The sequence below is a fragment of the Streptomyces sp. NPDC036764 genome (assembly GCF_055609385.1).
This window is the reverse complement of record NZ_JBVJPT010000010.1, coordinates 29,105-55,934: the sequence shown is the minus strand read 5'-3', so window position 1 is coordinate 55,934 and position 26,830 is coordinate 29,105. Positions and strand designations below refer to the sequence as shown.

Here is a 26,830-nt window from a genome sequence, read left to right as displayed (position 1 = left end):
CAAGGGGCGCGACGGCGATCTCCGTATGCGTCAAGCGGCTGTCCTTCAGCCCTTCACCGCCCCGGAAGTGAGGCCTTGGACGATGTGGCGGCTGGCGAAGGCGAACAGGAGCATGGTGGGCAGGATGGTGAGCACGGCCGCCGCGGACATCGAGCCCCAGTCGATGTTGAAGCTGGAGATGAAGCCGTTCAGGGCCGTGGGGACGGTCTTGTTGCTGTCGCTGTTCATGAGCGTCACCGACAGGAAGAGCTCGTTCCAGCAGTTGACGAAGTTGAAGATGAACGCGGCGACGATGCCCGGGCGCATCACCGGCAACAGGACCCGGAACAGCGCCGAGAACCGCGAGAGGCCGTCGATCATGGCGGCCTCCTCCAGGGCGTCCGGGATGTTCTCGAAGAAGCCGCGCAGCATCACCGTGCAGAACGGGATGCACACCGCGATGTAGACGAGGATCAGGCCGAGGCGGTTGTCGACCAGCCGCAGGTCGGTCATCAGCAGGTACAGCGGTCCCAGCGCGATGAACGACGGGATCATCTGGGTGACCAGCGCGGCCATCAGCAGAGCGGACTTCGTGCGGAACTCGAAGCGGGCCAGCACATACGCCGAGAGCATCGAGATCGCCGTGGCGGTCGCCCCGGCCACGGTGGACACGATGAGGCTGTTGGTGAGATAGGTCCCGAAGTCGGCCGTGCCGAACAGGCCGCTGTAGTTCTCCAGGGAGAACCGCTCGGGCCAGTAGGCGAGCGGGAACTGGAAGATGTCGCCGGGCGCCTTGAGCGAGGTGACGGTGATCCAGTAGAGGGGGAAGACGGTGAAGAGCAGCCACACGCCGAGGAAGGCGAACTTGACGGCCCGGCCGGCCGTGGACTCCTTGCCGATCACTGCCTCACTCCTTTCTTCTCGCGCGTGGCCATGAGGAAGAACACCGCGAACACCAGCAGCGCGGCCACCACGAGGAGGCCGAGCGCGGAGGCTCTGCCGTAGTCGCCCTGCTGAGTGATCTTGATCATCCAGGTGGTCACGATGTGCGTCTCGTTGTTCGGCCCGCCACCGGTCATGCCGAAGATCAGGTCGGGGAAGTTGAAGATCCAGATCACCCGCAGCAGAACGGTGAGGGCCAGCGTGGTGCGGATGTACGGGATGGTGATCTGGAAGAGCGTGCGGGCCTTGCCCGCGCCGTCCAGCGCCGCCGCCTCGTAGAGCTCGTCGGGGATCGACTGGAGCGCGGCCAGGATCATGATCGCGAAGAAGGTGACGCCGTACCAGACATTGGCGATGAGCACGGCCACCATCGCCGTCTTCGGATCCGCCAGCCAGGCGATCGGCTCGTCGATCAGACCGGCCTTCTGGAGCAGGTCGTTGACGACGCCGAACTCGCTGTTGAACAGCCAGCGGAACAGGATGCCGATGAGGAAACCGGAGATCGCCCAGGGGAAGAAGATCAGTGCCTGGTAGAGGCCGCGGAAGCGGAAGTGGCGGCGCAGCCACAGCGCGAGCGCGAAGCCGATGACCAGTTGGGGCACGATCGAACCGAACACCCAGATCGCGCTGTTACCGAGGACGGTGCCCCAGACCGGGTCGGCGAAGACGTCGCTGAAGTTCTTCAGCCCGACCCAGGAGGTGTCGGTCAAGTCGGTCAACTTCCAGTTCCGGAAGGCCATCTGGCCGCCCGCGATCATGGGGTAGTACGTGAAGACCGCCACGAAGAGCGCGGCCGGTGCCATGAACGCGGCGATCTGAAGACCGCGCCGGGTGGTGAACTCCCGTCGCCGGCCCCCGCGGGGGAGACCCCGCCTGTGCGAGGCCTCCCCACTGCCCGGCGCCTTCGTCTTAGTCGCCGTTGTGGACGTGACGGACATGTCTACTGCTCCTGCTGCCACTTCTCGGTCCAGTACGCGTCCCAGCCCGCGACCAGCTTCTTCGGCGTCGTCTTGCCGAGGATCAGCTTCTGCACGTCGGTGTCCGCCTTCTGCTGCCACTCGGCCCACCAGGTGACACCGCGCGGCTGGGTGACGACGAGGTACTTGTCCGGCTGCTCGGTCATGGTGACGTAGCTCGACCAGGGGCCGGTCTTGTAGAAGGGGTCGCTGGTCGCGGACTTGAGGATGGGCACCAGGCTGTTCTTCTTGGTGAACGTCGTCGACGCCTCGCCCTGGGAGAGGAACTCGACCAACTTGACCGCTTCGGCCTTCTGCTTGCTGCCCTTGGCGACACCCCACCCGGCGGTGGCCAGCGGCTGCACGGTCTTGCCGCCGGGCCCGGCCACCAGCGGCGCGGTGCCCCACTGGTCCTTCGAGATGGACTTCGACTCCGAGACCGTGGCGATCACTTCGGGGTCCTGGAGCAGGAAAGCCGTGGAGCCGTTGGAGAACGCCTCGACCATCTCCGGGTAGCCCCAGGAGACGGACGACTTGGGGGAAGCCTGCTTGAAGAGCTTGAGGTAGTTCTCCATGGCGTCTTCCGCCTCGGGGGCGGAGAAGATCGTACGGCCGTCCTTGAGCTTGAAGCCGTTCGCCGGGTCGACCTGGTCGGCGAGGTAGGCCTCGATGGCGGCGGTGGCGTTGCTGTTGGAGTTGGCGCCGCCGCGGAAGGCGTAGCCGTAGCGTCGCTTGGCGGGGTCGTGAATGGCGGAGGCCTGTTCCACCAGTTCCGCCCAGGTGGCCGGCGGCTTGCTGAAGCCGGCCTCCTTGATCAGGTCGGTGCGGTAGAAGAGGCTCAGACCGTAGAAGCCGTACGGGACGAAGTACGTTCTGCCCTTGGCGTCCTGTGAGGCCTTGACGGCGTTCTCCGTCATCGCCTCCCAGCCCTTCCAGCCGCCGAGGTCCTTCTTCATGTCGTAGAGCCAGCCGTTGTTCGACCAGGGCCCGACGGTGATGTCCCGGACCTCCAGGACGTCCACGCCGCTGCCGGACTGGAGCATCTGCTGGAGCTTCTGGTCGGCCTGCTCGGTGGGCGGGGAGACCAGGTTGACCTTGACCTTGGGGTTCTGCTGCTCGAAGTCGGCTATGAGGTCTTTGAGCAGGTCGGTGCGGGTCGGGTTCGTCAGGCTCTCGACCATGTTGAGGGTGACTGTTCCGTCGGCACCGGGGCTCATGGTGGAACAGCCGGTCAGGACCATCGCGGCGGCGGTGCCGAGCGCGAGGGCTGCCGTCCTTCTTCTCATTGTGCTGACCTCTTCCTTCAGTTTTCTCGTGCCCACTGGCCGAGGACGGGGACGCATTCCTCGGCGAAGTACTCGTAGTCGGCGGCGGTGTTGTAGACGTGGGCGGACAGGCGCATGTAGCCCATGCCGTCGAAGCTGGTGAAGGCCGCCTCCACGCCCAGTTCGAGGGCCACCCGGTCGCGCAGTGCGTCGGCCTCGACGCGGTCGGCGGCGAGTCCGTCCGGGAGGCGGACCAGGCGCATGCCGGGAACGGGCATGCCGACGTCGACCGCGCTGTCCGCGCCGGTCAGTTCGGCGACTGCGGTGCCGATGACGCGGGCGCCGTAGTCGGCGAGTTCATCCATGTAGCGGCGGGCGGCGGGCCAGCCCCAGGTGCGCTCGACGAAGGCGAGGGACGTCGGTGCGGCAAGGTAGGCGGTGGCGTCGATGGTGCCCTGCTGGTCGAAGCGGTCCGGGTAGGGATCGGCCGCGGCCCAGGAGTCGATGAGGGGGTAGAGCCGCTCGCGCAGCGGGCCGCGCGCGACCAGAGCAGCCGTGCCGCGCGGGGCGCAGCCCCACTTGTGCAGGTTGCCGGTCCAGACGTCGTAGGTCGCGTCGGCGAGCGGCGCGTCGAGCAGGCCGGGCGCGTGCGCGCCGTCGACGAGGACGGGGATGCCGCGCCGGCGGGCCTCCGCCCCGATGCGTTCCACCGGGAGCCGGCGCGCGGTCGCCGAAGTGATCTGGTCGACGACGACGAGCTCGGTGGCGTCACCGAGTTCGGCGGCCACGGCCTCGTACGCCTGGTCCTCGTCCGCGTCCAGCGGCACCCGGGCGGTACGGATCCGGCCGCCCCAGCGCCGCGCCAGCCGCTCGGCGCCCATCGTCACGGCCCCGTAGCCGTGGTCGGTGACGACGATCTCCCCGCCGGGACGCAGGGTGAGGGCGGCGTAGACGACACTCGCGCCGGCGCTGGCGTTCGGCACCAGGGCGAGGTCGCCGGCGCTTACGCGCAGGAAGTCGGCGAGTTCGACTCGGGTGGCGGCGAGCCGCTGGGGGAGCGCCGGGAACCACACGACGGGTGAGCGTTCCATCTCCACGCGCAGCAGTTCCTGCCGTTCCTGAGCCACCAGCGGAACCGCCCCGAAGGAGCCGTGGTTCAGGTGCTTGAGGGCAGGATCCAGCGACCACGCCCGGTCGGCGGGCCGGCCGTCGGCCAGCAGCAGAGGGCGCGGCGCGGTGGTCACCTCGGTCTCGCTCACAGGACTCCACATCTGGGCAGGGCGGGTCCACGGAAGATCGGAATCCGCCGGACATGTTTGATGACTCGGCATCCTGCACTACCTTTCTCGGCGGAAACAAGGGTCGTACAGTGAAAGTCATCAGATGACTTACGTGTGGCACGCATCCGACACATCTGAGGCTCGCTACAGTGCTCCGAAGGGACGGCGGCGTGATCGCCGGACCGTAAGGGGAGGAAGAGGGGACGGATGTCCGCAGTCGAGAAGGCGTTCCACGGCCTACGGCACATGATCGGGACGGGGCGCCTCGGTCCGGGCGAGCGCATTCCGCCCGAGGGTGACCTGTGTGAGGAGCTGGGTGTCTCGCGAGGGTCGCTGCGCGAGGCCGTACGGATGCTCGCCGCCCTGGGCGTCATCGAGCCGCGGCACGGGTCGGGCACGTATGTCTCACAACTGAGGCCCGAGGATGTGATCGGCAGCCTCTCCCTGACCCTCGAACTCCTCCCGCTGTCCGGCCTGTTGGAGGTCTACGAGATCCGGCGGGTCCTGGAGGCCCATGTGGCGGCACAGGCGGCGGCGCGCTGCACACCGGAGACGGTGCGGACGCTCTTCTCCCTCATCGAGGACATGGAGGCCACGAGCGACCCCACCAAGGCCTCCGAACTCGACCACCGCTTCCACGCGGAGATCGCCCGCACAGGCGGCAACCCCACCCTCGCCACCCTCCTGGCGGTCTTTCGTGCCCGCTCCCGCAAGTACCAGGTCTTCACCCTGCCCGAGGGACCTGACCTGCGCAGGAAGAGCGACGAGGACCACCGCGTGCTGGCCACCGCCATCGCCGACCGCGACCCCGTCGCCGCGGCCGGGGCGGCACAGGCGCATGTCGCGCAGACGGAGCGGTGGCTGCGTGCGTTCATGCCGCCGGTGGAGGAGGCCGAGGGGACGAACTGACGCCGGTCGCCTTGCCTCGGAGCCCGGCCCGGCGACCCGAGTTCGGGCCACGTCGGCAGGGCGAGGTCGCCTGTATGCCGAGCGCCGTGCAGAGCGGCGCAGACGGGGTACGCGGCGGGAAGGGACTACGAGCGGAGGGTCGCGATGTTCGAGGCCGGAGACATCCGAGAGTGGCGAGGCCACGATGTGGTCGATGCGAACGCACACAAGATCGGCAAGCTGGAGTCGATCTATGTGGACACCGCAACCGATGCGCCGTCCTTCGCAACCGTCACGGTCGGCATGCCGACCCGGCACCGCTTGGTGTTCGTTCCGCTCGACGGGGCGCTGGTCGGCCCGGGGTACCTCAAGGTCACGTACCCGAAACGCCAGGTCAAGGGTGCACCGTACATCGACGTCGACGGCATCCTGCCGGCCGGGGACGAAGAAGCGATCTTCGCTCACTACGACCTGACCTACCGGCCCGGCGCGGAGGGCGAGCGGCGGCTGGCGCGCCGCTGACGGCAACCACGATCCGGGAGGCCGCCATGGCACTGTTCCTGTTCCTGCTCCTTGTGGCCATCGTGCTCGGTTTCATCGGAGTACTCGCCGAAGGACTGCTCTACCTGCTGATCATCGGGGTCCTCGTGGCGATCTTCGACCTCGTCTATGTCGGCATGAAGCTCCGGCGCAGCGGCAGGCGTCCGGTTCGATAGGGCACGTCGCACGCTCCTCGCGCACGACGGCGCCGAGCCATGATGTGTCGCACCTGTAGACCGCTGACCCCGTCCGCATGACACTGACCCCACCGGCAAGCGCTTTCGATCAAGGATCGGCCCACCGAACGCCGAGGTGAAATCCTCGCGTCGCGCGTACGCAGAACGCCTTGTCAGCCTAGATGTCGGCTGTATAACGTTGTAAAAGTCAAGCACCGTGACTCGGCGCCAGGCTCACGGTGACGATGCCGTACCCGCACCGACCGCCCGAGTCGGGCCGCTTCGAAAGGGAATGCCGTGCGGGTCAGCCTCAAGGACGTCGCCGCCCACGCGGGGGTCTCCATAAAGACCGTCTCCAACGTGGTGAACAACTACCAGCACGTCACCCCCGCCATGCGCGAGCGCGTCCAGCGGTCCATCGACGCGCTCGGCTACCGGCCCAATCTGGCCGCCCGGCACCTGCGCAAAGGGCGCACGGGCATGATCGCGCTGGCCCTGCCCGAACTCGGCAACCCCTACTTCGCCGAACTCGCCGCCGCCGTCATCGATGCCGCCGCCGCCCACGACTACATCGTCCTGCTGGACCACACCGGCGGACGCCGTGAACAGGAGCTCCTGGTCAGCCAGGGCTTCCGCGCCCGTGTCATCGACGGACTCATCCTCAGCCCCATCGAGCTGGAGACCGACGACCTGCGCGACCGGGCGGAGAACGTTCCGCTGGTGCTGCTCGGCGAGCGGGACTACGACCTGCCGTACGACCACATCGCCATCGACAACGTCGCCGCGGCCCGCGCCGCCGTCCGGCACCTGGTCGGCCTCGGACGCCGGGAGGTGGCGTTCATCGGCGACCGACGCGGCCGCAGCGAGCCGGCGCAACTGCGTGTGCGCGGCTGGCGCGAGGAACTGTCAGCCGCCGGACTCCCGGCCGACGACGGGCTCGTGGCCGCCACCGACGGCTGGGGGCACGCGGACGGCGCCGCGGCCATGAACCGCATCCTCGATTCCGGACGTCGCCCCGACGCGATCTTCGCGTACAACGACCCGATGGCCATCGGCGCGATGCGCGTCCTGCACGAGCGCGGACTGCGGGTCCCCGAGGACATCGCGGTCGTCGGCTTCGACGATGTGGTCGAGGGGCACTTCGGTGCGGTGACGCTCACCTCCATGTCGCCGGACAAGGAGGCCATCGGCCGGCTCGCCGTGGAGTCGGTGCTCGCCCGGCTGGGCGGTGAGGCTCCCGAACCCCGCCGTGTCTGGGCGGACTACCGCCTGGTCGAGCGGGAGAGCACCCTCGGGCGCGGGGCCGCGAAGGACAGGTCCCAAGTCTGAGCCGCACCTAGGCAAGTGCGCCGCGAACCCCGTCAGTTGATCGACAGATCGTCCCCGGCCTCGCCGACAGCTCCTGCTACAGCTTCGAGTCGCGCAACTACCCCGGCGAGTACCTGCGCCACCGCGAGTTCCGCGTGTACAAGGAGTCCGGCAGCGGCGACCTGTACCGGGCGGACGCCACCTTCTGCCCCATCAGGGGCGCTAACGGGGGAGTGCGGCTCTCCGCCTCCAACTACCCGGAGCAGTACCTGCGCCACTACAACGCCGAGTTGTGGCTGGCCACGCCCGGCGGCACCCACACCTGGGACAACCCCCCTCTCCTCACGGAGGACACCCCGTGGACCGTGGAGGCCCCGTGGGCGCCGTGACCGGGGGATAGCAGAACCGAGTGGGCCCCGGCGGAGGAGTGCCTCCCCGCCGGGGCCGTGCGCCGCCGCTTCCGCTACGGCCTCTCCTGCGTGTGGAGCGCGCTCACCTCCTCGGCGGTGAGCGCCTTGTCGTAGGCGCGGACCTCGTCGACCGCGCCGTTCCAGAAGTCGGTGTCGCTGCCGCCCCATTGCGCTCGGCCGACGGCCAGGGCACCGGTGCTGGGGTAGGCCGCGCCGCCGGTGGCCGTCGCCGCCGGCTTTCCGTCGACGTACAGCTCGATCGTGTTGTCCGCGCTGTCGCGGACGCCGACCAGGTGGTACCAGCGGCCCTTCTCCGGAGTGGTCACCAGGCGGGCACGGTTCCCGCCCGGAGTGCTGAAGGCGAACGCGCCCTGGCCGTACTGGAGGTAGAACGGGCTGGCCTGGCGTCGGGTGTCCTGGCTGACCGCGGTGGCGTAGTTGCCGGGGAGCTCGTCCAGCCGGACCCACGCCGACACCGAGTAGCTTCCGGTGGTGTCGAGCACCGGCCCGTCGGTCTCGGCGTACTGGCCGTTGCCGTCGAACTTCAGCGCGCTGCCGCTGACTCCGGGCGTCCAGGTGGTGCCCGTGGCGAGCGTCAAGGGCTTGGCGTTCGGGCCGTCGTCCCTCGCGGTGGTACCGGTGCCCTCGTCGAGCGTCCAGTGCCCGCCGCCCTTGAGCGGCTGCCGGTCGCCCGCGGCGGCACCGGCGGCGATGACCTTGCGGTTGACCTCACGGACCCGGACCGGGTCGACCTTGATCTCCCGACGGTCGTACGTGTACAGGCCGTTGAGCTCGTTCTCCAGGTCGGAGATCTGGGTGTAGATCGAACCGGACAGCTCGGCTCCGGCCTGGTCGAGATAGAACTTCTCGGTGTTCTCGACATACTTGCGGGTCAGCGCCTCCTTGTCGTTGACACCGCTGTAGATCACCGTCGGGGCGCCCGGCCACATGTGCCCCGGGGTGCGCAGGGTGAAGCCGCCGTGTTCACCGTCCATCGCGGCCCGCTTGTCATCGGGGAACGGTGGGTCCTCGTTGTTGTAGTCGTGGTGGTCGATGATGTCGCCCTTGCCCGAATCTCCCTTGGAGTTGCAGCAGTTGACCCCGCTGTGGGCGTTGACGACACGGGACGGGTCGGCCGCCTTCACGGACTCGGCGATCTTGCCGGTCTCCGTGCGGTCCCACTCGCCCCAGCCCTCGTTGAAGACGATCCAGCCGATCACGGAGGGCGCGTTGTGGTGCTCCCGCATCATCTCCCGGCCCTGGTCGACGAACGCGCGCCGCCCGGTCTCGTTCGTGAGGTTGCCGGAGACGAAGTCCTGCCAGACCAGCAGGCCGAGCCGGTCTGCGTGGTAGAACCAGCGCGCGGGTTCCACCTTGATGTGCTTGCGCACGGCGTTGAAGCCGAGTTCCTTGTGCGCCTTGAGGTCGAATGCGAGGGCTTCGTCGCTCGGTGCGGTGTACAGGCCGTCGGGCCAGAAGCCCTGGTCGAGAGTGGCGAGGGAGAAGACCGGCTTGCCGTTGAGCACCAGTTTCCGGAATCCGCCGACCTTCGCGATGCCTATCTCGCGCATACCGAAGTAGCTGCCGACCCTGTCGGTCGATCTGCCGTCGGTGAGCTTGACGTCGAGGTCGTACAGGTAGGGGTCGTCCGGGCTCCACAGGTGCTGGTTCGCCACCGGCAGCCGTAGCTCCTTGTTCGCAGGCCCGCTTACCTTGCCGACGACCTTGCCGCGCTTGTCGCGGGCGACCGCCTCGACCCGGGCTCCGGCGGATGCCTTGGCCGACTCCACCCTCACCGCGAGGCTGCTCGTGTCGATGTCGGGCGTGGCGACAACGTTATCGACAGCCGCGTCAGCGACCGGCTCCATCCAGACGGTCTGCCAGATGCCGGACGACTGGGTGTAGAAGATGCCGCCCGGGTTGGTGGACTGCTTGCCCATCGGCTGGTCGGCGCCCCCGGTGTCGGTGACCGCGACGACGACCTCCTGCGGCCCGGATCCCTTGAGCGCGTCGGTGATGTCGGCGCTGAATGCGTCGTAGCCGCCGGTGTGTTCGGCGACCTTCGTGCCGTTGACGAAGACGCGGGCCTGGTAGTCCACGGCGCCGAAGTTGAGCTTCAGCCGGTTGCCCTTGCCGACCTGCCAGTCATTGGGGACGTTCACCAGCTTGCGGTAGAACATGTGGTCCTCGTGCCGCTCAAGGCCGGAGAGCTGGGACTCCACCGGGAACGGCACGACGATCTTCTCGTCGAGGTCCTTGCCGTACACCGGCTGCTCGCCCGGCTCGGCACCGCTGAACTGCCAAGGCCCGTTGAGGTTCTTCCACTTGGAGCGCACCTGCTGCGGGCGCGGGTACTCCGGCAGCGGGTTCTTCTTGTCGACCTTGTCGCCCCACCTGGTGGTGAGCCGGTGGGTGGAGGCGTTGTCGGCGTAGCGGATGACCTTCGGAACGGTCTCGCCGCCGGACGTGAGGCCGCCTTCGCCGTCGTAGGTGACCCGCACCTGCTGGTTCTTCTGGATGGGTTCGGCGAGTGTCACGAGCAGGGAGTTGCGGTCCCCGGGAGCGACGGTGACCGACTTCAGGGGCATGGCCGTGGTGTCGGCCTCGACCTTGAGGTGATCCTTGACCGTCTGCAGGTCGCCCACCCTGCCCTCGAACCGGGCCCGCAGCCGCCGTCCGTCCGCGGCCACGGACAGCTCCACCGGGTACACCTCGAAACCCTCGGGCGGAGTGAACGCCGACATCGGCACGAGCTGCTTGGACAGACCTGGCCCGGCCCAGCGCAGGAACATGTTGGCGCCACCGAAGTCCTGGAACATCTCCAGACGGAAGTCGTGCTTCTCGCCGGCGGTCAGCCGGATCGCGGCGCTGGTCTGTTCCCTGTCCCAGTCCGGCTCCCAGTGGTCGATGACCGGCTTGCCGTCGATGTAGAGCCGGAAGCCGTTGTCACCGATGGCGTAGAAGGTGTAGTCGCCGGTGGCCGGTGCCTCGATCTGACCCGTCCAACGGGCGGTGGTGTGCTCGGTCTTGCCGGTCAGCTCCTGGAAGGTGCTGGTCAGGCCGGAGAAGTTGATCTGTGGATCGAGCAGCGTGCCACCGAGTTCGGCGAAGTCCCGTGCGCCCGGCGCCGACATGCTGAAGTACTCGCCCTTCAGGCCGTGCACCTCGACGTCGGCTGCTTCGGTGGAGGGCACCGAGGCGCTGCCGGTCGGCTCCGCTGCCGACGCGGTGGCGGCCAGACCGGTCGGGAGCACAACGAGAGCGGCCGTGGCCAGCAGCGCCCACAGTCTGGCCCGTGGGCGGATGTGTTGTCTTGTCATCGAACCTTCCTCGCGTGGAGGCCGCGGACCGGGACCGGTCATCTGGAAAGACCAGGCCCACAGGAATGACGGAAGACCGGCACGGACGCGGTCGGGGCGGCTCTTTCAACGTTGGAAATCCTGCGACAGCCGAAATGACAGCACGACCCTCGACCGCTGTCCAGACCTCGCGCACCACTGTGCCGGTCACCCTCACCAGGCGTCTGCGGTAGGCGACTTGGGGCACTCGACCCTCCAGGGCGTTGACATGCTCGCGACTCGCATCAATGCTGCTGGAGAGCTGTTCCATCGATGGAAAGCGGGACGTCGAGGTGACCATGAGACTTCCTCGCCGCATCACCGGCGCCGCGGCCATGCTGCTGGCCGGCGTCCTCGCCGCCGTGCTGTCCCTGACGTCCGCCGACCCGGCCCTGGCGGGTCAGACGAGTCTGCGGGCCGCGGATCCGAGCGTGCTGCGAGTCGGCAGCACTTACGTCTCGGTGCAGTCGGCCGGTGGCGGCATCTTCGTGCGGCAGGCTCCGTCGACGGACGCCCTGGCGACGGCGCCCGCCCGGCAGGTCTGGTCCGACAGCCGAAACCTCGGTGAGGTCTGGGCTCCTGAGATCGTGCGGGACGGCGGCCGTTACTACATCTACTTCTCGGCGGGCCGCGGACCGGTCCATCGCATGTACGTCATCAGCTCGGCCGGCGCCGACAGCGGATACACGGCCGAGACCGAACTGGCGCTGCCGGACGGCAAGTGGGCCATCGACGGCACCCTGTTCACCTTCAACGGACAGCGCTGGTTCGTGTGGTCCGGTTGGGCCGGCGACACCAACGTCGAGCAGAACCTCTACATCGCCCGCATGAGCAGCCCGACCACTGCGACCGGCGCCCGCCACGTCATCTCACAACCCCGGGAGAGCTGGGAGCGGGTGGTCGGCAACCCGTTCATCAACGAGGCTCCCGAGGCCATCAAGGACCCCGATGGGCAACTGCACATCGTGTACTCCGCCAACGGGAGCTGGAGCGAGCAGTACTGCCTGGCCGACCTGCGGCTGCGCGCCGGGGGCGACCCGACGTACGTGTGGGACTGGTACAAGTCCAACGGCTGCCTGTTCGGCTCCGACCGCGCCACGATGATGCCGGGTTGGGACCCGACTCTGCACGTCAACGGCCCCGGCCATCACAGCTTTGTCCTGCTCGACGGCGACATCGGCACGAGCCCACCCGCCGGGCCGAGCTTCCCGCTGATGTTCCACGCGGTGCCGAAGGGGACGCCGTACGCCTGGGAGAACCGGTACTGGTACACCGGCACGTTCTGCTGGTGGGGCAACACCACCTACAGCCGCGCCAACGTCCCCGGCGCGAACACGAACACCGGCTGGAGCCTCAAGTTCTTCGAGTAGGGAAGGGATCCGGCTCCCGGCCGTACGCGGGGTTCGTCCAGGGTGCCCGCGATGCCGAGGGGCGGAAGAAGCGGCGCGGAGAGCCGGAGCGGCCCGCGCCGCGACTGCGTCAGGGCCCTATGAATGGGCCACCACCTCGCCGGCCGTGACCTCGGGCGCGTTGGGGAGCAGAGCGGCGAGGCGGTCCTGTACGAAGCTCCTCGCCCTGTCGGTCGACTCCTCGGCGCCGGCCCGGTCCTGGAAGACACCCGTCGACACCATCACCCCGCTCCCGGCATCGACCCAGTAATAGGCCACGAAACCCTGGACCTGGCGCAGGAGCGGCACGAACTCGTCGTTCACCCGACGTCCCGCCTCAGCGGGGTCGGTCACTCCTTCGTACCGCCGAACCACTGCGTACATGGCTGCTCTCCTCATGCCTCGTGAGGTCGTGATCTGCGCAGACGGCGTACCACCGCAGCCCGTCCGGCCTGCGCGAGCCCGACGTAGATCACCGGAACGGGCCCCGGCGGTGGTCCGAACGGGCGTTGTCAGTGCGGGATGTGAGGATGCCGTGCGGGAGGCGAGGACACGTCCGAGCGCCGACCGGACCCACACCCCTAGATTCACCCCCAGGAGATGCGGTGCCCACGAAATACTCGCCTGTCGCAGAACTCAACCTGCTCAAGGAGTTCCAGGACAGGATCGGATACGAGAACTTCGCCGACGGCTTCGGGCTGACGGAGTACGGGGACATTTCCGGTCTGGTGGCGGGCTGGTCGGACGACCCCGGGTTCACCGGCCGGCTGGTCCCCTTCGCGCAGGCCACCGGCGGCGGCTCCTTCTACGCGCTCTGGCGGCTCGACGACCGGACCGACGCGGCCACCCTGCCCGTGGTCGTCTTCGGTGACGAAGGCGGGCAGCACATCGTCGCCCGGGATCTGCGGGAGCTGTTCCAACTTCTCGGTTTCGACGCGGAGATCTGCGTCGACTGGGACGAGGCCTACTACTACCGCGACGAGGACGAGCAGCACAGTGAAGGCCACGCCGAGTACGCGGCCTGGCTCGACCAGCACTTCGGACTGCCCGTGGCGAAGGATCCGGCGGCCGTGATCGCGGCGGCGCAGGCGGAGCTCGGACAGCGGTTCGCGAACTGGGCCCGGCTCTTTCTCGCCTGATCCGCGTGCTACCTCCTGCCGAAGGGTGCGGTGATCAGGATGCCCCTGACCGAGAGCCCGCAGGCAGCACCCCGCTGCCACCCTCCGTGCTTTCGCGCAGTACCAGGCGATGCGTCACCACGAGGTCCTGAGGTGACCGCACACCGGTCGAGGAGGCGTCCGCCGCGGTGGATCCCGTGGCCTCGTCCATCCGGCGCTGCAGGAGTTCGACGGCGACCTGGGCGACCGCGGCCTTGTCGGGGGCCACGGTGCTCAGAGTGGGGACGCTGAAGCGTCCGGCCTCGACGTCGTCGAAGCCGACCACGGCGACCTCGTCGGGAACCCGGATGCCGTGCTCGTGCAGTGCGCGCAGCGCGCCCAGCGCCAGTTGGTCGTTGAGGCACAGCAGCGCGTCGGGGCGGGCGCCCTCGCTCAGTGCGCGTGCCACGGCCTCGGCGCCGTCGGGCATCCGGAAGGAGGCGACGGGCAGAAGGGCGGCCGGGTCGTAGGCGATGCCCGCTTCCGCCAGCGCGGCACGGTAGCCGCGGGTGCGGGCCTCGGCCGTGCCCAGGCCCGCGTCGTCGCGTCCGCCGATGACCAGGATGGAGCGGCGGCCGAGGCCCAGCAGGTGCTCGGTCGCTTCCCGTGCGGCCTTCTCATTGTCGATGGCGACGTGGTCGGCACCTTCCTGCAGCAGCTCGCCGATCAGCACGGTGGGCGGAGCATCCGCACGGTCGCCCAGGTCGTCCGGGGTGAGGGCGAGCGGACTGAGGATGACTCCGTCGACGAAGCTGGAGCCGAACCCGGTGAGCGCCGCCAGCTCGTGCTCGCGATCCGCGCCGGTCTGGTGGATCAGCACCGTCAGGGAGCGCCGCTCGGCCTCGCGAATGACATGCCGGGCGAGCTCGGCGAAGTACGGGACGTCCAGTTCGGGGACGACGAGAGCGATGATGCCGGTGCGTCCCTGGCGCAGATGGCGACCGGCGAGGTTCACCTTGTAGCCGAGTACCTCGATGGCATCGCGGACCACGCGCCTGGTCCGGTCGGACACGTGGACGTAGTCGTTGATGACGTTGGACACCGTCTTCTCCGACACGCCTGCGAGCCGCGCGACGTCCTTGATCCTTGGTCGTGCCACCGGAACCTCCCCGCCCCTCAGCGCTGCTGAGTTTATGTCCCGGAAGAGACCGGTGACGGCGGTGACCTGCAGAGATGAGTGACTGATGGCTGTTGACCTGCGCGAACGACCTTTCACTGGCTGCGGATGCCCTTTCGGCTCTATACGCCAAAGCGAGCTACCTTCGATCTTGCGTGACGGTCTGTCGACGGAGTCGGCAGGGCGTTTTGCAATGGCCGGTAGGTGAGGGGCAGGCCGGTGGCCCGGCTGACGTGTCGGGTGGGCGCCGGGTTCCACTGCTCCGGGTCGGTGGTGCTGCTCGTTGGGACGGGGAGTCTGCTGGTCAGCCGGGGTTCGGGAGTTGGGCGAGCCGGTCGAGAGCGGCGGTGATGTGGCTGTTCCAGGGCCAGTGACGGGCGAGGCGGAGAATCCGCCGACGTCCGGTGGTGGCGAGTTGTCCGGCAGTGGTGAACAGGCGGAGCCGCAGGCGGCGGGCTCCCAGCATCTGGCCTTCCCGGTCAGCGCGAGCATCGGCATCCAGGCCAGGAGGTCCAGCGCGATGTGCACGACCTCGAGCCAGACCTGGTTCTGGTCGGTGTGGTGCAGGGGGAGGTTGCGCAGGCCGGTGTTCCGGGCGGCCCGGATCCGGTCCTCGGCCCTGGCCCGCAGCCGGTGACGGAGTTCGAGTTCGGCGATCGGCAGCCCGGTGGTGTTGGTGGCAAAGCAGGTCAGCCGCATGCCATCCGCGTCCGTGATCCTCAACTGTGCTCCTGGACGCGGCCGTTCCTTCCGGGCGATCAGCCGGATGCCCTTCGGTCAGCCGTCCAGGACGTCACCGGCGAGTTCGGCGACCCAGGCCCCGTCGCGGATCTCGCCGTCCGATTCGATGGCAGGAGTCCAGGCCGATGCCGGGACTTTCAGCACGTGCTGGTGGATCGCGTCGGTGATCACCATGCCGACCGAGTAGGACAGCCATCGTCCGCGCTGGGCGAGCCAGGCGACGAAGTCATGGGTGCCGCCGCCGGAGTCGGTGCGGATCAGGGTCTGCCGCCCGCGCCGGTACTTCTTCGGCAACTGGGCCAGGGCCTGGCGGGCCGTGGTGATGTGGTCGGCAGAGGTGTTCGAGCCTGCGTTGCCCGGTCTGAGCAGGGCCGCCATGGGTTCCCCGGTGCCGCCCGGGCCGTGGTCGACGAACCCCATCAGCGGGTGGTGGCCGTAGGTCCGCTTCCAGGCCGGGGCGGCGTCCTCCTTGTCGGAATGGGCAATCACCAGCACTCCGTCCAGGTCGACGGTCACCATTCCGCTGGCATCAAGGGCTCTCTCATCGGCCAACCACCAGACGTGTTCGCGAACTTCGGCCCGGGCGGTGCGGATCGCTCTCAGCACCGTGTCGCCGCAGGCGGCGAGAGTGTCGACCAAGCGGGAGACCGTCGGGTCGGATGCCACGGGGCCGAAGACGGCCGGCTCGGCCCGCAGCATGCCGACATCCGCCAGGCAATCCCCGCCCAACGCGACCGCCGGCGCAGGGTCCAGGAGGATCTTCCCGGGATCGTGGACCGCCCGTGGCTTCCGCCAGGGCGCCAGTGCCGCGGATATCGCCCGGTCAAGACCGGTCTTGCGGACCGTCTCCACCAACAGGACCGCACCGGCCTGCGAGACCACCTGCCGGCCGTCACCCTGGACACGGACATGTGGGTAGGACGCGATGGGCTCTCTCACCTGGAAAGTGCTCTTTTCCTCGCAGCCAACAGGATCCTCAGCAAGTCCTATCGTTGCAGGTCAAGAGTATTTTCCGTGTTTCTGGTCAACTCTTGGACAGCCCACCTCGGAAAGCGTGGGGGTTAGGAAACGCCCTTGCGCAACGACGCGATGAGGCGGTCAAGGTCCCCGCGTGCCGTGTACGTACGGATCGGGTCGATGTAGTCGCGTGACTCGATGATCTGACCGTCCCGCACACGCATCACGAAGATGCAGGGCACCTTGGCCATGGAGTCGTCCGGCAACGTGAACTCGTAGGCGAACTCGGCGACGATCACTTCAGGATCGGCGGTCTCGTGAACGACGACATCGACGACACTCCTCTTCGGCAAGGACTCCCGAACTTCCGGCGGTACCGTGAAGTGCTCCCGGAGCGCACGCCGACTCGTCAACGGCTCGGACTCCGGCGTCGCCATCGGATGCCGGACATCGGTGACCTCGCCATACAGGTCAGGCAACTCGCTTAAGTTCCCGTCGGCGACCCCATGAACAAGCCGGAGAAATACCTCGCGCGGACTCAGACTCACAAGACCCCCTAATACGCACAGGCAGCTAACGATCATTATCGCCTGATGCGGGCCGGTACTGCGGACTGTCTCGACCAGCAGCACCCCACCCGTCCGACCCCACCGTGGCGCTGGACGCGGACATGCGGATATGGGTCAGTACTCTTCACCTGAGAAGTGCTCCTTCGGCAGCAACGGCCAGGACCTTCCACAGGTCTCATCGTTGCAGGTCAGGAGCACTTCTCGCGTCTCTGAGCAAGCGGTAGACGGCACTGCTCATGAAAGCCCGAGGCTAGTCGAACGCCTCCGTTGTCGACGAGGGTGCTGGAACCTTGGTGTGAGACCGTAGACGACCAGGGCCGTACCGTCGTTGACCAGGCTCTCCGCCCGCAGGATGGTGACCTGACGGCGTGGCAGGGCGCGGGCCAGGACACCGACCGCCGTCGCGTCCGTGGGCGCCATGGCCGCGCCGAGCACCCACGCCGGCCCCCACGGCGGCCCGAGGGCGTGCCCGTTGCCGCGACGGCCCAGGCGGTGAGGGTGACGAGTACGGTGCTCAGCTGCAGGATGCCGCGCAGGTTGGTGCGGATCTCCCGCAGGGAGGTGGTCAGGCTCTCCCAGTACAGCAGCACCGGCAGGAACAGCAACAGGACGACTTCCGGCGGCAGTTGCGCGTTCCGTACGGCCGGGACGAACCCCAGGAGCACACCCGTCACGAGCAGGACGACGGGCGGCGCGATGCCGAGGCGCCGGCCCACGACGTTGCCCACCAGCACGGCCGCCACGCCCAGGACCACGACGAGTTCGAGACCGAGCAAGGTACTTCTCCTGGAGGGGTGAAAGAGCCGCTGTTCAGCGGGGTGCGAGCTCCAGGGTCGTGTCCCGCGAGGCCACCATCGGATCGACGTAACTCGCGCCGTAGCGGCCGTACTTGGTGCGGTAGGCGGCGTCGATGCGGTCGTTGACGCCGGGGTCGGTGACCTCGACGAGGGTGACGTCCTTGTCGACGCCGCCGGAGCGGATACGCCCCTCGCGGCTGGCCTGGGCCGCCCGGTACCAGGCGCCGGCGCTGCCGCGGAAGGAGCGGACGTAGAGGTCGTCACCGTCGCGGACGACCCAGATCGGCACGGGTGTGCGCGGCCTTCCGTCGCTGTGCGCGGGGGCCATCTGAAGTTCCTCGGCGTGCTCGATCCGGGTCAGTTCGTCGTTCGTCCAGGTCGTCATGGGCGTGCCTCCTTCACGACCGTGCGGCGGGGTGTGCCCTCGTAGGCGTGAGCGCGGCCGGCGCAGCTCACGCCCACGAGGCTCGGGTCAGGGCGTGAGGAGGGCCTTGATGGCGCGGCGCTCGTCCATCGCCTTGTAGCCCTCGGCGACCTGCTCCAGCGGCAGGGTGAGGTCGAAGACCTTGCCCGGGTTGATGTGGCCGGACAGCACGCGGTCGATCAGGTCGGGCAGGTAGCGGCGGACAGGCGCAGGGCCGCCGCGCAGGCCGACCTGGGAGAAGAACAGCTCCTGGCCGTCGACGGCCACCTCGTGCGGGACGCCGACGAAGCCGACGTTGCCGCCCGGGCGGGCGGAGTGCAGGGCCTGGCTCATGGACTGGGAGGTGCCGACGCACTCCAGGACGGAGTCGGCGCCGATGCCGCCGGTGAGGTCCTTGATGCGGGCGATGCCTTCGTCCCCGCGCTCGGTGACGATGTCGGTGGCGCCGAACTCCAGGGCGAGCTTCTGCCGGGACTCGTGCCGGGACATGGCGATGATCCGTTCCGCGCCGAGTTCCTTGGCGGCGATGACACCGCACAGTCCGACGGCTCCGTCACCGACCACCACGGCCGTCGAGCCCGGCTTGACCTCGGCGGCGAGGGCCGCGTACCAGCCGGTGCCCATCACGTCGGACACGGCCAGCAGGCTGGGCACCAAGTCGCCGGAGGGGTGCTCGTCGGTGGCGACCAGGGTGCCGTGGGCGTTGGGAATGCCTACGTACTCGGCCTGGCAGGTGCCCATGAACTCCCGGTTCAGGCAAGAGGACTGCCAGCCCTTCTGGCAGTTCGCGCAGGTGTTGTCGGAGGTGGCGAAGGAGCCGACCACGAACTGGCCGGGCTTGACGTTGCCGACCTCGCTGCCGACTTCCTCGACGATCCCGACGTACTCGTGCCCCATCGGGTGCGGGTCGCCGACAGGCTCCAGGCCGCGGTACGGCCACAGGTCCGAGCCGCAGACGCAGGTGGCGACGGTGCGGATGATCGCGTCGGTCGGCTTGAGGATCTTGGGCTTGGGGGCGTCCTCCACCCGGATGTCACCGGGGGCGTGGATCACGGTTGCGCGCATTTCTTTTCTCCTGATGCGTTTCTCGGGCAGCGGTGTCACCCGGACATGCCGGATTCGTCGACGATGGTCAAAGAGGAAAGGGTGTACAGAAGCGCCGACGGCCTGTGAAAATAATTGCCGGTCTCTGACTCTGTCACCGCCCGCAGGGCCCGTACAGAGGAGAATTCCACCCCCGGAGAGATGTATCCAGGGATAAAACCATCCTACCCAGCGGAGTGGCGGACGGCGCAGACTGGCCAGTATGAACAGCAGTGCGCACCGTAAGGAGCTGGGTCAATTCCTGAAGGCCCGTCGGGCCGAGTTCGGCCCCCGTACGGTCGGTCTGCCCGAAACCGACCGACGCCGCCGCGTGGCCGGACTGCGCCGGGACGAGGTGGCCGTGCTGGCCGCCGTCAGCACCGACTATTACACCCGTCTGGAGCAGGGCCGTATGGCTCCCTCCGCGTCCTGCACCTCACTGACGACCAGCGGGACCATCTGTTCGAGCTGGCCGGAAGACCGGAGGCCGATCGGGCGCGGCGCCGGGCCCCGCAGAAGGCGCACCCCCGGCTGCGTACCGTGCTGAACGAGCTCAGCGTGGCCCCCGGCGTGATCCTGGGCCGGCACCTGGACATCCTGGCGTGGAACCCGATGGCCGCTGCTCTGTTCGGCACCGATTTCGCGAAGGTCCCCCAGCAGCAGCGCAACCACGTCCGGCAGCTCTTCACCGACCCGGCCATGAGAACGCTGTACGGCGACTGGGAGGACTCTGCCCGCAACGCCGTGGCCGTGCTTCGGCGGCAGGCCGCGGCCTGCCCCGACGACCGGAGACTGGCCGGCCTCGTCGGTGGGCTGTCGGTGCAGGACGACCAGTTCCGCCAGTGGTGGGGAGGCCGCCCTGTGGTGCCCCGGACCGGCGGCACAAAGGTGTTCGCACACCCGGTCGCCGGTGAACTCTCCCTCGTCTGGGACGCCCTCACCTGCGTGGCCGACCCCGATCAGCAGCTGATCGTCTGGAGCGCCGAGCCCGACTCGGGAACATACGAGGGCCTGCGCTTCCTTTCCTCCTGGGCGGCGACTCCCGCCATGAATTCGTAAAATCGGCAGGTGATTCCCGGCGTAAAGCCAGGGATAAATCCTTCCTACCTTCGCCGTTGAATTCCGTGCCATGCTTCCAGAGCACGATTCACGCAATCCCTTTCGAGATCCTTTTCGAGGAGCAATACCCCCATGTCCTCCACCTCCCGCCCCACTGTCGCCGTCGCTTTCCATTCCGGCTACGGCCACACCGCCGTCATAGCCGAGGCCGTGGCGCGCGGTGCTGCCGAAGCCGGTGCCGAGGTGATCTCCATCCCCGTGGACACGATCACCGACGAGCAGTGGGCGCAGCTGGACGCCGCCGACGCCATCATCTTCGGTGCCCCCACCTACATGGGCACCGCCTCCGCCGCCTTCCACACCTTCGCCGAGGCGAGCAGCAAGCGCTGGTTCACCCAGACCTGGGTCGACAAGATCGCCGCCGGTTTCACCAACTCCGGTGCCAAGAACGGCGACAAGTCCTCGACTCTGGGCTACTTCTTCACCATGGCCGCCCAGCACGGCATGCACTGGGTCAGCCTCGGCGTCCAGCCGGGCTGGGCCTCCACCGAGGGCAGCGAGGACGACATCAACCGTCTGGGCTACTTCGTCGGTGCGGGTGCCCAGACCCCGACCGACGCTGGTCCGGAGGCCGTCCACAAGTCGGACATCGTCACCGCCGAGGGCCTCGGCGCCCGCGTCGCGCAGCAGACCGCCTTCTTCCGCGCCGGCCGCGCCGCCCTCGCCGCCTGAGACAAGCCCCCCTGTAGATCCCCAAGGAGCACCCTCATGTCCGACTCCCCGAACCTCGCTCTCGTCCGCCGCCTCTACGACTCCGGCATGGCCCCGGACGTGGCCGCCGAGGTCATCGACCCCGACATCGTCTGGGACATCACCCCCGGCTTCCCCTACGGCGGTGTCTACAAGACCTGGGCCAGCGCCGGCGGCGACTTCTTCGGCCGGCTCGCGCCGCGTTTCACCTCCTTCGGCGCGGTGGCCGAGGAGTTCTACGACGCCGGTGAGCACGTGTTCGTCCGCGGCCACTACCACGCCGTGTCCAAGTCCGGCGAGGAGTCGGACGCCCGCTTCATCCACCTGTGGACGGTCGGCGACGGCAAGCTCACCCACCTGATCCAGGCCGCCGACAGCCACGTGGTCCGGCAGGCCGCGAACAACTGACCGCCCGCGCTCATCCCAGGGAGCACTTCATGGCGAAGATCCTCTTCCTCATCACCGCTGCCGACCATTGGACCCTGGCCGACGGGTTCGAGCAGCCGGCCGGCTTCTGGGCCGAGGAGGCCATCGGCCCCTACGGCGTCTTCAAGGAGGCCGGCCACGAGATCGCCGCAGCCACCCCGGCCGGCGTCCCGCCGACCCCCGACGCGCTCAGCCTGACGCCGGACTTCAACGGCGGCGAGGAGGGTGCCGAGCAGATGCGGACCGCCCTCAAGGAGGCCACCGAACTGGCGAACCCCGTCCGCATCGAGGACGTGGACATCGACGACTACGACGCCGTGTTCGTTCCCGGCGGCTGGGGCCCGATGGAGGACCTCTCGGACGACCCCGCGGCCGGCAGGCTCCTCAGCGGCTGGCTCGCCTCCGGCAAGATCGTGTCGCTGGTCTGCCATGGCCCGGCCGCGCTGCTGTCCACCCTGGGCGCTGACGGCAAGTCCCCGTTCTCCGGCTACCGCCTGACCGGCCTGTCCAACTCCGAGGAGATCCAGAACGGCCTCGCCGACCGGGCGAAGTGGCTGCTGGAGGACCGTCTCGTCTCGGACGTGGGCGCGGATTACCACAAGGGCGAGGCGAACTTCGCCCCCCACCTCGAGGTGGACCGCAACCTCATCACCGGCCAGAACCCCGCCTCGGCCGTCCCGCTCGCCCAGGAAGTCGTCAAGACCCTCGGCTGACGACACCCCCCGTACGACAGAAAGAGGTAGTACCGATGGACAGCAACGCGACTCTCCCCAGCGTGGGCCAGACCTGGCTGGCGGACCTCGGCCCGGACACCCCGCTCGGCCACTTCACCGTGGAGATCACCTTCGACTCGGCGACCCAGGTCAGCTTCGAGGTGACGGGCGGCGCTATCAAGGGCCGTAAGCAGACGATGGAGTACACCACCACCCAGCTCCGCGACGGCCTGTTCGTCGTCCGCTGGACCGAGCCCGACGCAGGCGACCACGTCACCCACATCGAGGACTACACCGAGGGCACCTGCATGGCCAGCTCCGTCATCGGGGGTGAGTTCGTCCAGCTCCACGGGAAGTGGACCCGCGTCCGCTGATCCCGCAGGGCAGCGCGGCTTCTCGACGGTGAGCCCTTCCAGGGACAAATCTCTCCCCCTGACAACACCGCTTTCCGATGCCAGGGTGATGGCATGAACCGCGATCCTCACCGCCACGATCTGGGGGAATTCCTCAAGGCGCGCCGCGCCGAGCTCGATCCGGCCGCCGTCGGTCTGCCCGACGGCGGCTCGCGTCGTGTCGCGGGCCTGCGCCGTGAGGAGGTCGCCGTACTGGCGGCCATCAGCACCGACTACTACGCCCGCCTCGAACAGGGCCGTATCCAGCCGTCGCCGTCCGTGCTGGAGTCCCTGGCCCGGGTGCTGCGCCTGGACGACGACCAGCGCGCCTACATGTACGAGCTGGCGGCCAAGGACGAATTCCGCCCGCCCCGTCGGCAGCCGCGCCTCAAGGCGCAGCCGCAGATGCAGCGCATGCTCGACGACATGGCGCACACCCCCGCCTTCGTGATCGGTCCGCGCACCGAGATCGTCGCCTGGAACGCCATGGGCGCCGCCCTGATCACCGACTTCGGCAAGATCCCCGAGAAGCAGCGCTACTACATCAGGCTGCTCATCACCGACCCCAGGATGCGTGAGCTGTACGCGGACTGGGAGGGCGTCACCCGGCTGGCCATCGCCCAGATGCGGATGCACAACGCGAACAACCCCGGGGATACGCAGCTCGCCGCCCTGGTGGGCGAACTCTCGGTCCGGGACGAGCAGTTCCGCCAGTGGTGGGGCTCCCACCACGTCGCCGTCCGGGACACCGGGACCAAGCACCTGCGCCACCCCGTCGTCGGCGACCTGCACCTCGACTGGAACGCCGTCACGTGGGCCGCCGACCCCGACCTGGCGATCATCGTCTGGACCGCCGAATCCGGCACCCCGACGCATGACAGCCTGCGCATGCTGGCCTCCTGGGCGGCGGACCCGAGCCACTCGACCAGCGACAGCTCCGCCTGACCGTCGCCCAGGTCTTCCCTTCGTCGCCGAGGTATTCCCTTCAAAGGGGGGAGCCTTTCCTCCTACGCGCCCCGCGCCTAGGAAGAAGCTCTCCCTTTTTCGTGTACGGCTTTCCCGGCACGCTCGTCACGAGGCCCACCGCGCCGCGCGTCCCCGCCCCCGGTCCGGCCCTCTTCCCACCGACAGAACCGGTTCCTCAGCGCCGAGGCGTCCGACCTGCCTGCTTCATCCGCCAGGAAAGAGATCCACCTCCCCATGTCCCTGACCCAGTCCCTTCCCGGGACGCCGCCCTCGGTCGTGCCCGAACCGCGCTGGACCGCCCGCCTCTGGGCCGTCCTCGCCGTGCTGTGCCTCGTGCTGTTCCTCGACGGTCTCGACGTCTCGATGGTCGGCGTCGCCCTGCCCTCCATCGGCCACGACCTCGGCATGGCCACCGGCTCACTGCAGTGGATCATCAACGGCTACGTCCTCGGCTACGGCGGACTGATGCTGCTCGGCGGCCGCACCGCCGACCTGCTCGGGCGCCGGCGGGTCTTCCTCGTCGCGCTGGCCGTCTTCGCCGCCGCCTCGCTGCTCGGCGGTCTGGTCGACGACGGCTCGCTGCTGATCGCCACCCGCTTCGTCAAGGGTGTGGCCGCCGCCTTCACTGCGCCCGCCGGCCTGTCGATCCTCACCACGACGTTCCCGGAGGGCCCGCAGCGCAACCGGGCGCTGTCGGTCTTCAGCCTCTTCGGCGCCCTGGGCTACTCCTCGGGCCTGATCCTGGGCGGCCTGCTCACCGGGATCGGCTGGCGCTGGACCTTCCTCATGCCGGTCCCGCTCGCCCTGCTCGCGCTGGTCGTCGGCCTGATCCTGATTCCGCGCGACCGCCGCACCGAGACCGGCGGCCAGGACCCGGCGGGAGCGGTCACCCTCACCGCAGGCATGCTGCTCGCGGTCTACGCCGTGGTCACCGCCCCGCAGACGGGCTGGACCTCCGCGGCGACGCTCGTCGCCTTCGGTGTCGCCGCCCTGCTGCTGCTCGCCTTCGTCCTGGTCGAGCAGCGGGTCCGGCATCCGCTGGTCCGCTTCGGCATTCTGCGCAAGGCCACCACGGTCCGGGCCAACCTCAGCATCGTCGCGCTGATGGGCTCCTACCTCAGCTTCCAGTTCATGATGACGCTGTTCCTGCAGGACGGGCTCGGCTGGTCGCCGCTGCGCATGGCCTTCGCGCTGCTGCCCGTCGGCCTGATCGTCGCCGTCGGCTCGCCCCTCACCGGCCGACTCGTCAACCGCTTCGGCACGGCACCGCTGATCATCGCCTCGATGACCTCGCTGACCCTCGGCTACGTCTGGTTCCTGGCCACGGCCGGCTCCTCGCCCGACTACCTGCTCGCCATGCTCCCGTCCCTGCTGCTCCTCGGCGGCGGCTTCGCGTTCGGCTACAGCGCCATCATGGCCCAGGCCACCGAAGGCATCGACGACTCCGAACAGGGCCTCGCCTCCGGCCTGGTGCAGACCTCCGGCCAGGTCGGCGCCGCCCTCGTCCTCGCCGTACTCACCGCCGTGATCGCCCAAGCAGGCGACAGCGGCCCCGACTTCACCGCCTACCGACCCGGCCTGAACCTGGTCACCGGCGTCGCCTCGATCGGGCTGCTCCTGAACCTGGTCCCCGTCATGCGACTGCGGCGACGCTGAGCCCCGACAGACCCTTCGGTTCTGCGGCGAGTTCGCAGGCATCCTCGCTGAAGTAGCGCGAGTGCGCGTGCTCGCCCACGACGAACAGCAGGGCCCGCGGCGAGATCGACGCGATGTGCGTCAACAGCGGGAAGTTCATGTACGCCATGGTGCTGGACAGGGTGAACTGCGTGATGGCGTTGGGGTGGTAGCCCGTCGGCGTGGAGCAGAACTCGCCGAACTCGCGGCTGACGGGCTCGGTGTTCTCGTCGAAACCGATCGGGGCTCCGCGCGGGGCCAGTGCGGGATGCCCGGCCTCGAAGTCCGCGTGCCACTGCTCGGCGAGCTCGTCGAAGATACGGATGCGGTCCTCCGCCGTGATCGAGTCGCGGTGGCCCTTGGGGTAGGTGCGCGCGATGTCGTACACGCCGGCCGTCGCGACCGCTTTGATACACCGGTCGACCTGGCCGCGCTGATCGCGAACCCGCCGCTCCCGCACATGCCGATCACGCCGATGCGCTCCCGGTCCACGAAGTCACGCGTGCCCAGGTGGTCGACCGCCGCGCTGAAGTCCTCAGAGAAGATCTCCGGCGAGCTGATGTGCTGCGGCGCGCCGCCGCTGCAGCCGTTGAACGACGGGTCGAAGGCGAGCGCCACGAAGCCGCGTAGGGCCATGGTCTGGGCGTATTGCGTCGTGCCCTCAAGAATCCAGTTCGCTCACCGTCTCCTTCTCATGGACAAGACCACGAGAAGGCAAAGGGGGGATAAAAGTCTCCCTGCCGCGAGTGTCGCCGGTGATGCAAGACTCCGGCGTGATCGGCCGCCGCTGCCAAGGCGCGCGGTCGCCCTTTCCTCGCGGCGGCGTTGATCCCGCGCCTGCTGCCCCGCTGTTGTTCACGTCTGTCCCGTCCGTGATGCGAAGGCGTACGTATGTCTGCTGACCTCTCTGAATCCGCAGTTCCACCCTCGACCGAATCGGGTGAGTCCCCCTCGGGGCCCAGCCGACGTACCGTCATCGCCACCGGTGTCCTGGTGGGCGGTGCCGTGGTGGCCGGAGGGACGTTCCTCGCCGGCTCGGAGGAGGCCACCGCCGCGGAAGCGGCGCCCTCCAGCCAGGTCTCCCTGACCGTCAACGGCACCCGCCGGACCGTGACGGTGGACAACCGCACCTCGCTCCTCGATCTGCTGCGCGAACACCTCGACCTGACCGGGGCCAAGAAGGGCTGCAACGCCGGCGCCTGCGGAGCGTGCACGGTGCTGGTCGACGGACAGCGGGTCAACTCCTGCCTGACGCTGGCCGTACGGCTGGAGGGCACCGAGGTCACCACCATCGAGGGCCTGGCCAAGGGCGACCGACTCCACCCGCTGCAGCAGGCGTTCATCGACGAGGACGCCTTCCAATGCGCGTACTGCACCCCGGGCCAGATCATGTCCGGCGTCGCGTGCATCCAGGAGGGCCACACCAACTCGCCGGAGGAGATCCGGGAGTACATGAGCGGCAACGTCTGCCGTTGTGGCTGCTACGTCAAGATCGTGCGCGCGGTCGAGCAGACCGCCGCCCGGAAGTAAGGAGC

Annotated in this window: 25 protein-coding genes and 3 pseudogenes; 15 read left to right on the top strand and 13 right to left on the bottom strand. The window is 68.6% G+C overall.

Annotated elements, in window-relative coordinates; all coding sequences use genetic code 11:
* Positions 1-45: 45 nt before the first annotated feature.
* Genes ACZ69Q_RS30360 through ACZ69Q_RS30345 form a run of 4 tightly spaced genes read right to left on the bottom strand, consistent with a single transcriptional unit; the run spans position 46 to position 4,401 of the window.
* A complete protein-coding gene (locus ACZ69Q_RS30360) occupies positions 46-882 on the bottom strand; it encodes a carbohydrate ABC transporter permease (protein ID WP_471047704.1) in 837 nt (278 codons plus the stop codon).
* Positions 879-1,859: a carbohydrate ABC transporter permease gene (locus ACZ69Q_RS30355; RefSeq protein WP_471047703.1), complete on the bottom strand. Its 981-nt coding sequence runs from the start codon at positions 1,857-1,859 to the stop codon at positions 879-881. The genes ACZ69Q_RS30360 and ACZ69Q_RS30355 overlap by 4 nt, the downstream gene beginning before the upstream one ends.
* Positions 1,860-1,861: 2 nt before the next feature.
* The gene (locus ACZ69Q_RS30350) at positions 1,862-3,163 is read right to left on the bottom strand and encodes an ABC transporter substrate-binding protein (protein WP_471047701.1); all 1,302 of its coding nucleotides are present in this window, start codon (positions 3,161-3,163) and stop codon (positions 1,862-1,864) included.
* 17 nt (positions 3,164-3,180) lie between these two features.
* Positions 3,181-4,401: an aminotransferase class V-fold PLP-dependent enzyme gene (locus ACZ69Q_RS30345; protein WP_471047699.1), complete on the bottom strand. Its 1,221-nt coding sequence runs from the start codon at positions 4,399-4,401 to the stop codon at positions 3,181-3,183.
* Between the two features lie 228 nt (positions 4,402-4,629).
* Between ACZ69Q_RS30345 and ACZ69Q_RS30340 the strand changes: the two genes are divergently transcribed.
* The 5 genes and pseudogenes from ACZ69Q_RS30340 to ACZ69Q_RS30320 form a co-directional block, all read left to right on the top strand.
* Positions 4,630-5,331 (top strand): FadR/GntR family transcriptional regulator, encoded by a 702-nt coding sequence (locus tag ACZ69Q_RS30340; protein WP_471047696.1) that lies wholly within the window; start codon positions 4,630-4,632, stop codon positions 5,329-5,331.
* Positions 5,332-5,475: 144 nt separating this feature from the next.
* Complete coding sequence (locus tag ACZ69Q_RS30335) at positions 5,476-5,832, top strand: PRC-barrel domain-containing protein (RefSeq protein WP_471047694.1); 357 nt, start codon at positions 5,476-5,478, stop codon at positions 5,830-5,832.
* Positions 5,833-5,858: 26 nt separating this feature from the next.
* Positions 5,859-6,026, top strand: a complete 168-nt coding sequence (locus ACZ69Q_RS30330; protein WP_471047693.1) for a hypothetical protein — start codon at positions 5,859-5,861, stop codon at positions 6,024-6,026.
* A 297-nt stretch (positions 6,027-6,323) separates the two neighbouring features.
* Positions 6,324-7,355, top strand: coding sequence for a LacI family DNA-binding transcriptional regulator (locus ACZ69Q_RS30325; protein WP_471047691.1), 1,032 nt, complete (start codon positions 6,324-6,326; stop codon positions 7,353-7,355).
* 44 nt (positions 7,356-7,399) lie between these two features.
* Positions 7,400-7,723: pseudogene (locus ACZ69Q_RS30320) on the top strand (AbfB domain-containing protein); the annotation flags it as partial.
* 74 nt (positions 7,724-7,797) lie between these two features.
* Here ACZ69Q_RS30320 and ACZ69Q_RS30315 read toward each other — a convergent pair.
* On the bottom strand, positions 7,798-11,064 hold the full coding sequence (locus tag ACZ69Q_RS30315; protein WP_471047688.1) for a LamG-like jellyroll fold domain-containing protein: 3,267 nt from the start codon (positions 11,062-11,064) through the stop codon (positions 7,798-7,800).
* A gap of 317 nt (positions 11,065-11,381) precedes the next feature.
* Between ACZ69Q_RS30315 and ACZ69Q_RS30310 the strand changes: the two genes are divergently transcribed.
* Entirely contained in the window at positions 11,382-12,452 is a 1,071-nt protein-coding gene (locus ACZ69Q_RS30310; RefSeq protein WP_471047685.1) for a glycoside hydrolase family 43 protein, read from the top strand.
* A gap of 117 nt (positions 12,453-12,569) precedes the next feature.
* Here ACZ69Q_RS30310 and ACZ69Q_RS30305 read toward each other — a convergent pair whose 3' ends face one another.
* Positions 12,570-12,854 (bottom strand): hypothetical protein, encoded by a 285-nt coding sequence (locus ACZ69Q_RS30305; protein ID WP_471047682.1) that lies wholly within the window; start codon positions 12,852-12,854, stop codon positions 12,570-12,572.
* 221 nt (positions 12,855-13,075) lie between these two features.
* Here ACZ69Q_RS30305 and ACZ69Q_RS30300 point away from each other — a divergent pair, with 221 nt between their 5' ends.
* Complete coding sequence (locus tag ACZ69Q_RS30300) at positions 13,076-13,609, top strand: hypothetical protein (protein WP_471047679.1); 534 nt, start codon at positions 13,076-13,078, stop codon at positions 13,607-13,609.
* Between the two features lie 34 nt (positions 13,610-13,643).
* Here the strand turns inward: ACZ69Q_RS30300 and ACZ69Q_RS30295 are convergent, their stop codons facing one another.
* From ACZ69Q_RS30295 to ACZ69Q_RS30270, 6 genes and pseudogenes are all read right to left on the bottom strand, one after another.
* Positions 13,644-14,726 carry a LacI family DNA-binding transcriptional regulator gene (locus ACZ69Q_RS30295; RefSeq protein WP_471047676.1) on the bottom strand — a complete coding sequence of 361 codons (1,083 nt, stop codon included), beginning with the start codon at positions 14,724-14,726 and terminating at the stop codon, positions 13,644-13,646.
* 322 nt (positions 14,727-15,048) lie between these two features.
* A pseudogene (locus ACZ69Q_RS30290) lies at positions 15,049-16,424 on the bottom strand (IS1380 family transposase).
* A 122-nt stretch (positions 16,425-16,546) separates the two neighbouring features.
* The gene (locus ACZ69Q_RS30285) at positions 16,547-17,074 is read right to left on the bottom strand and encodes a nuclear transport factor 2 family protein (RefSeq protein WP_471047673.1); all 528 of its coding nucleotides are present in this window, start codon (positions 17,072-17,074) and stop codon (positions 16,547-16,549) included.
* A gap of 125 nt (positions 17,075-17,199) precedes the next feature.
* On the bottom strand, positions 17,200-17,787 hold the full coding sequence (locus ACZ69Q_RS30280; protein WP_471047671.1) for a cation:proton antiporter domain-containing protein: 588 nt from the start codon (positions 17,785-17,787) through the stop codon (positions 17,200-17,202).
* Positions 17,788-17,821: 34 nt separating this feature from the next.
* Entirely contained in the window at positions 17,822-18,193 is a 372-nt protein-coding gene (locus tag ACZ69Q_RS30275; protein ID WP_471047668.1) for a DUF2255 family protein, read from the bottom strand.
* 87 nt (positions 18,194-18,280) lie between these two features.
* Positions 18,281-19,297: a zinc-dependent alcohol dehydrogenase family protein gene (locus ACZ69Q_RS30270; protein ID WP_471047665.1), complete on the bottom strand. Its 1,017-nt coding sequence runs from the start codon at positions 19,295-19,297 to the stop codon at positions 18,281-18,283.
* 241 nt (positions 19,298-19,538) lie between these two features.
* On the opposite strand from ACZ69Q_RS30270, the pseudogene ACZ69Q_RS30265 reads away from it, so the two are divergent.
* The 7 genes and pseudogenes from ACZ69Q_RS30265 (at position 19,539) to ACZ69Q_RS30235 (ending at position 25,277) form a co-directional block, all read left to right on the top strand.
* Positions 19,539-20,374: pseudogene (locus ACZ69Q_RS30265) on the top strand (MmyB family transcriptional regulator).
* Positions 20,375-20,506: 132 nt separating this feature from the next.
* Positions 20,507-21,106: a flavodoxin family protein gene (locus ACZ69Q_RS30260; protein ID WP_471047663.1), complete on the top strand. Its 600-nt coding sequence runs from the start codon at positions 20,507-20,509 to the stop codon at positions 21,104-21,106.
* A gap of 36 nt (positions 21,107-21,142) precedes the next feature.
* Entirely contained in the window at positions 21,143-21,532 is a 390-nt protein-coding gene (locus tag ACZ69Q_RS30255; protein ID WP_471047660.1) for a nuclear transport factor 2 family protein, read from the top strand.
* Between the two features lie 29 nt (positions 21,533-21,561).
* Positions 21,562-22,263 carry a type 1 glutamine amidotransferase domain-containing protein gene (locus ACZ69Q_RS30250; RefSeq protein ID WP_471047657.1) on the top strand — a complete coding sequence of 234 codons (702 nt, stop codon included), beginning with the start codon at positions 21,562-21,564 and terminating at the stop codon, positions 22,261-22,263.
* 35 nt (positions 22,264-22,298) lie between these two features.
* Positions 22,299-22,637, top strand: a complete 339-nt coding sequence (locus ACZ69Q_RS30245; protein WP_266421262.1) for a MoaF-related domain-containing protein — start codon at positions 22,299-22,301, stop codon at positions 22,635-22,637.
* 93 nt (positions 22,638-22,730) lie between these two features.
* Positions 22,731-23,600 carry a helix-turn-helix transcriptional regulator gene (locus ACZ69Q_RS30240; protein ID WP_471047653.1) on the top strand — a complete coding sequence of 290 codons (870 nt, stop codon included), beginning with the start codon at positions 22,731-22,733 and terminating at the stop codon, positions 23,598-23,600.
* 255 nt (positions 23,601-23,855) lie between these two features.
* The gene (locus ACZ69Q_RS30235) at positions 23,856-25,277 is read left to right on the top strand and encodes an MFS transporter (protein WP_471047650.1); all 1,422 of its coding nucleotides are present in this window, start codon (positions 23,856-23,858) and stop codon (positions 25,275-25,277) included.
* Here the strand turns inward: ACZ69Q_RS30235 and ACZ69Q_RS30230 are convergent.
* On the bottom strand, positions 25,255-25,683 hold the full coding sequence (locus tag ACZ69Q_RS30230) for a hypothetical protein (protein ID WP_471047648.1): 429 nt from the start codon (positions 25,681-25,683) through the stop codon (positions 25,255-25,257). The two genes, ACZ69Q_RS30235 and ACZ69Q_RS30230, sit on opposite strands and share 23 nt — an antisense overlap.
* 503 nt (positions 25,684-26,186) lie before the next feature.
* Between ACZ69Q_RS30230 and ACZ69Q_RS30225 the strand changes: the two genes are divergently transcribed.
* Complete coding sequence (locus ACZ69Q_RS30225; RefSeq protein ID WP_471047645.1) at positions 26,187-26,825, top strand: (2Fe-2S)-binding protein; 639 nt, start codon at positions 26,187-26,189, stop codon at positions 26,823-26,825.
* The last annotated feature ends 5 nt before the right edge of the window (positions 26,826-26,830 follow it).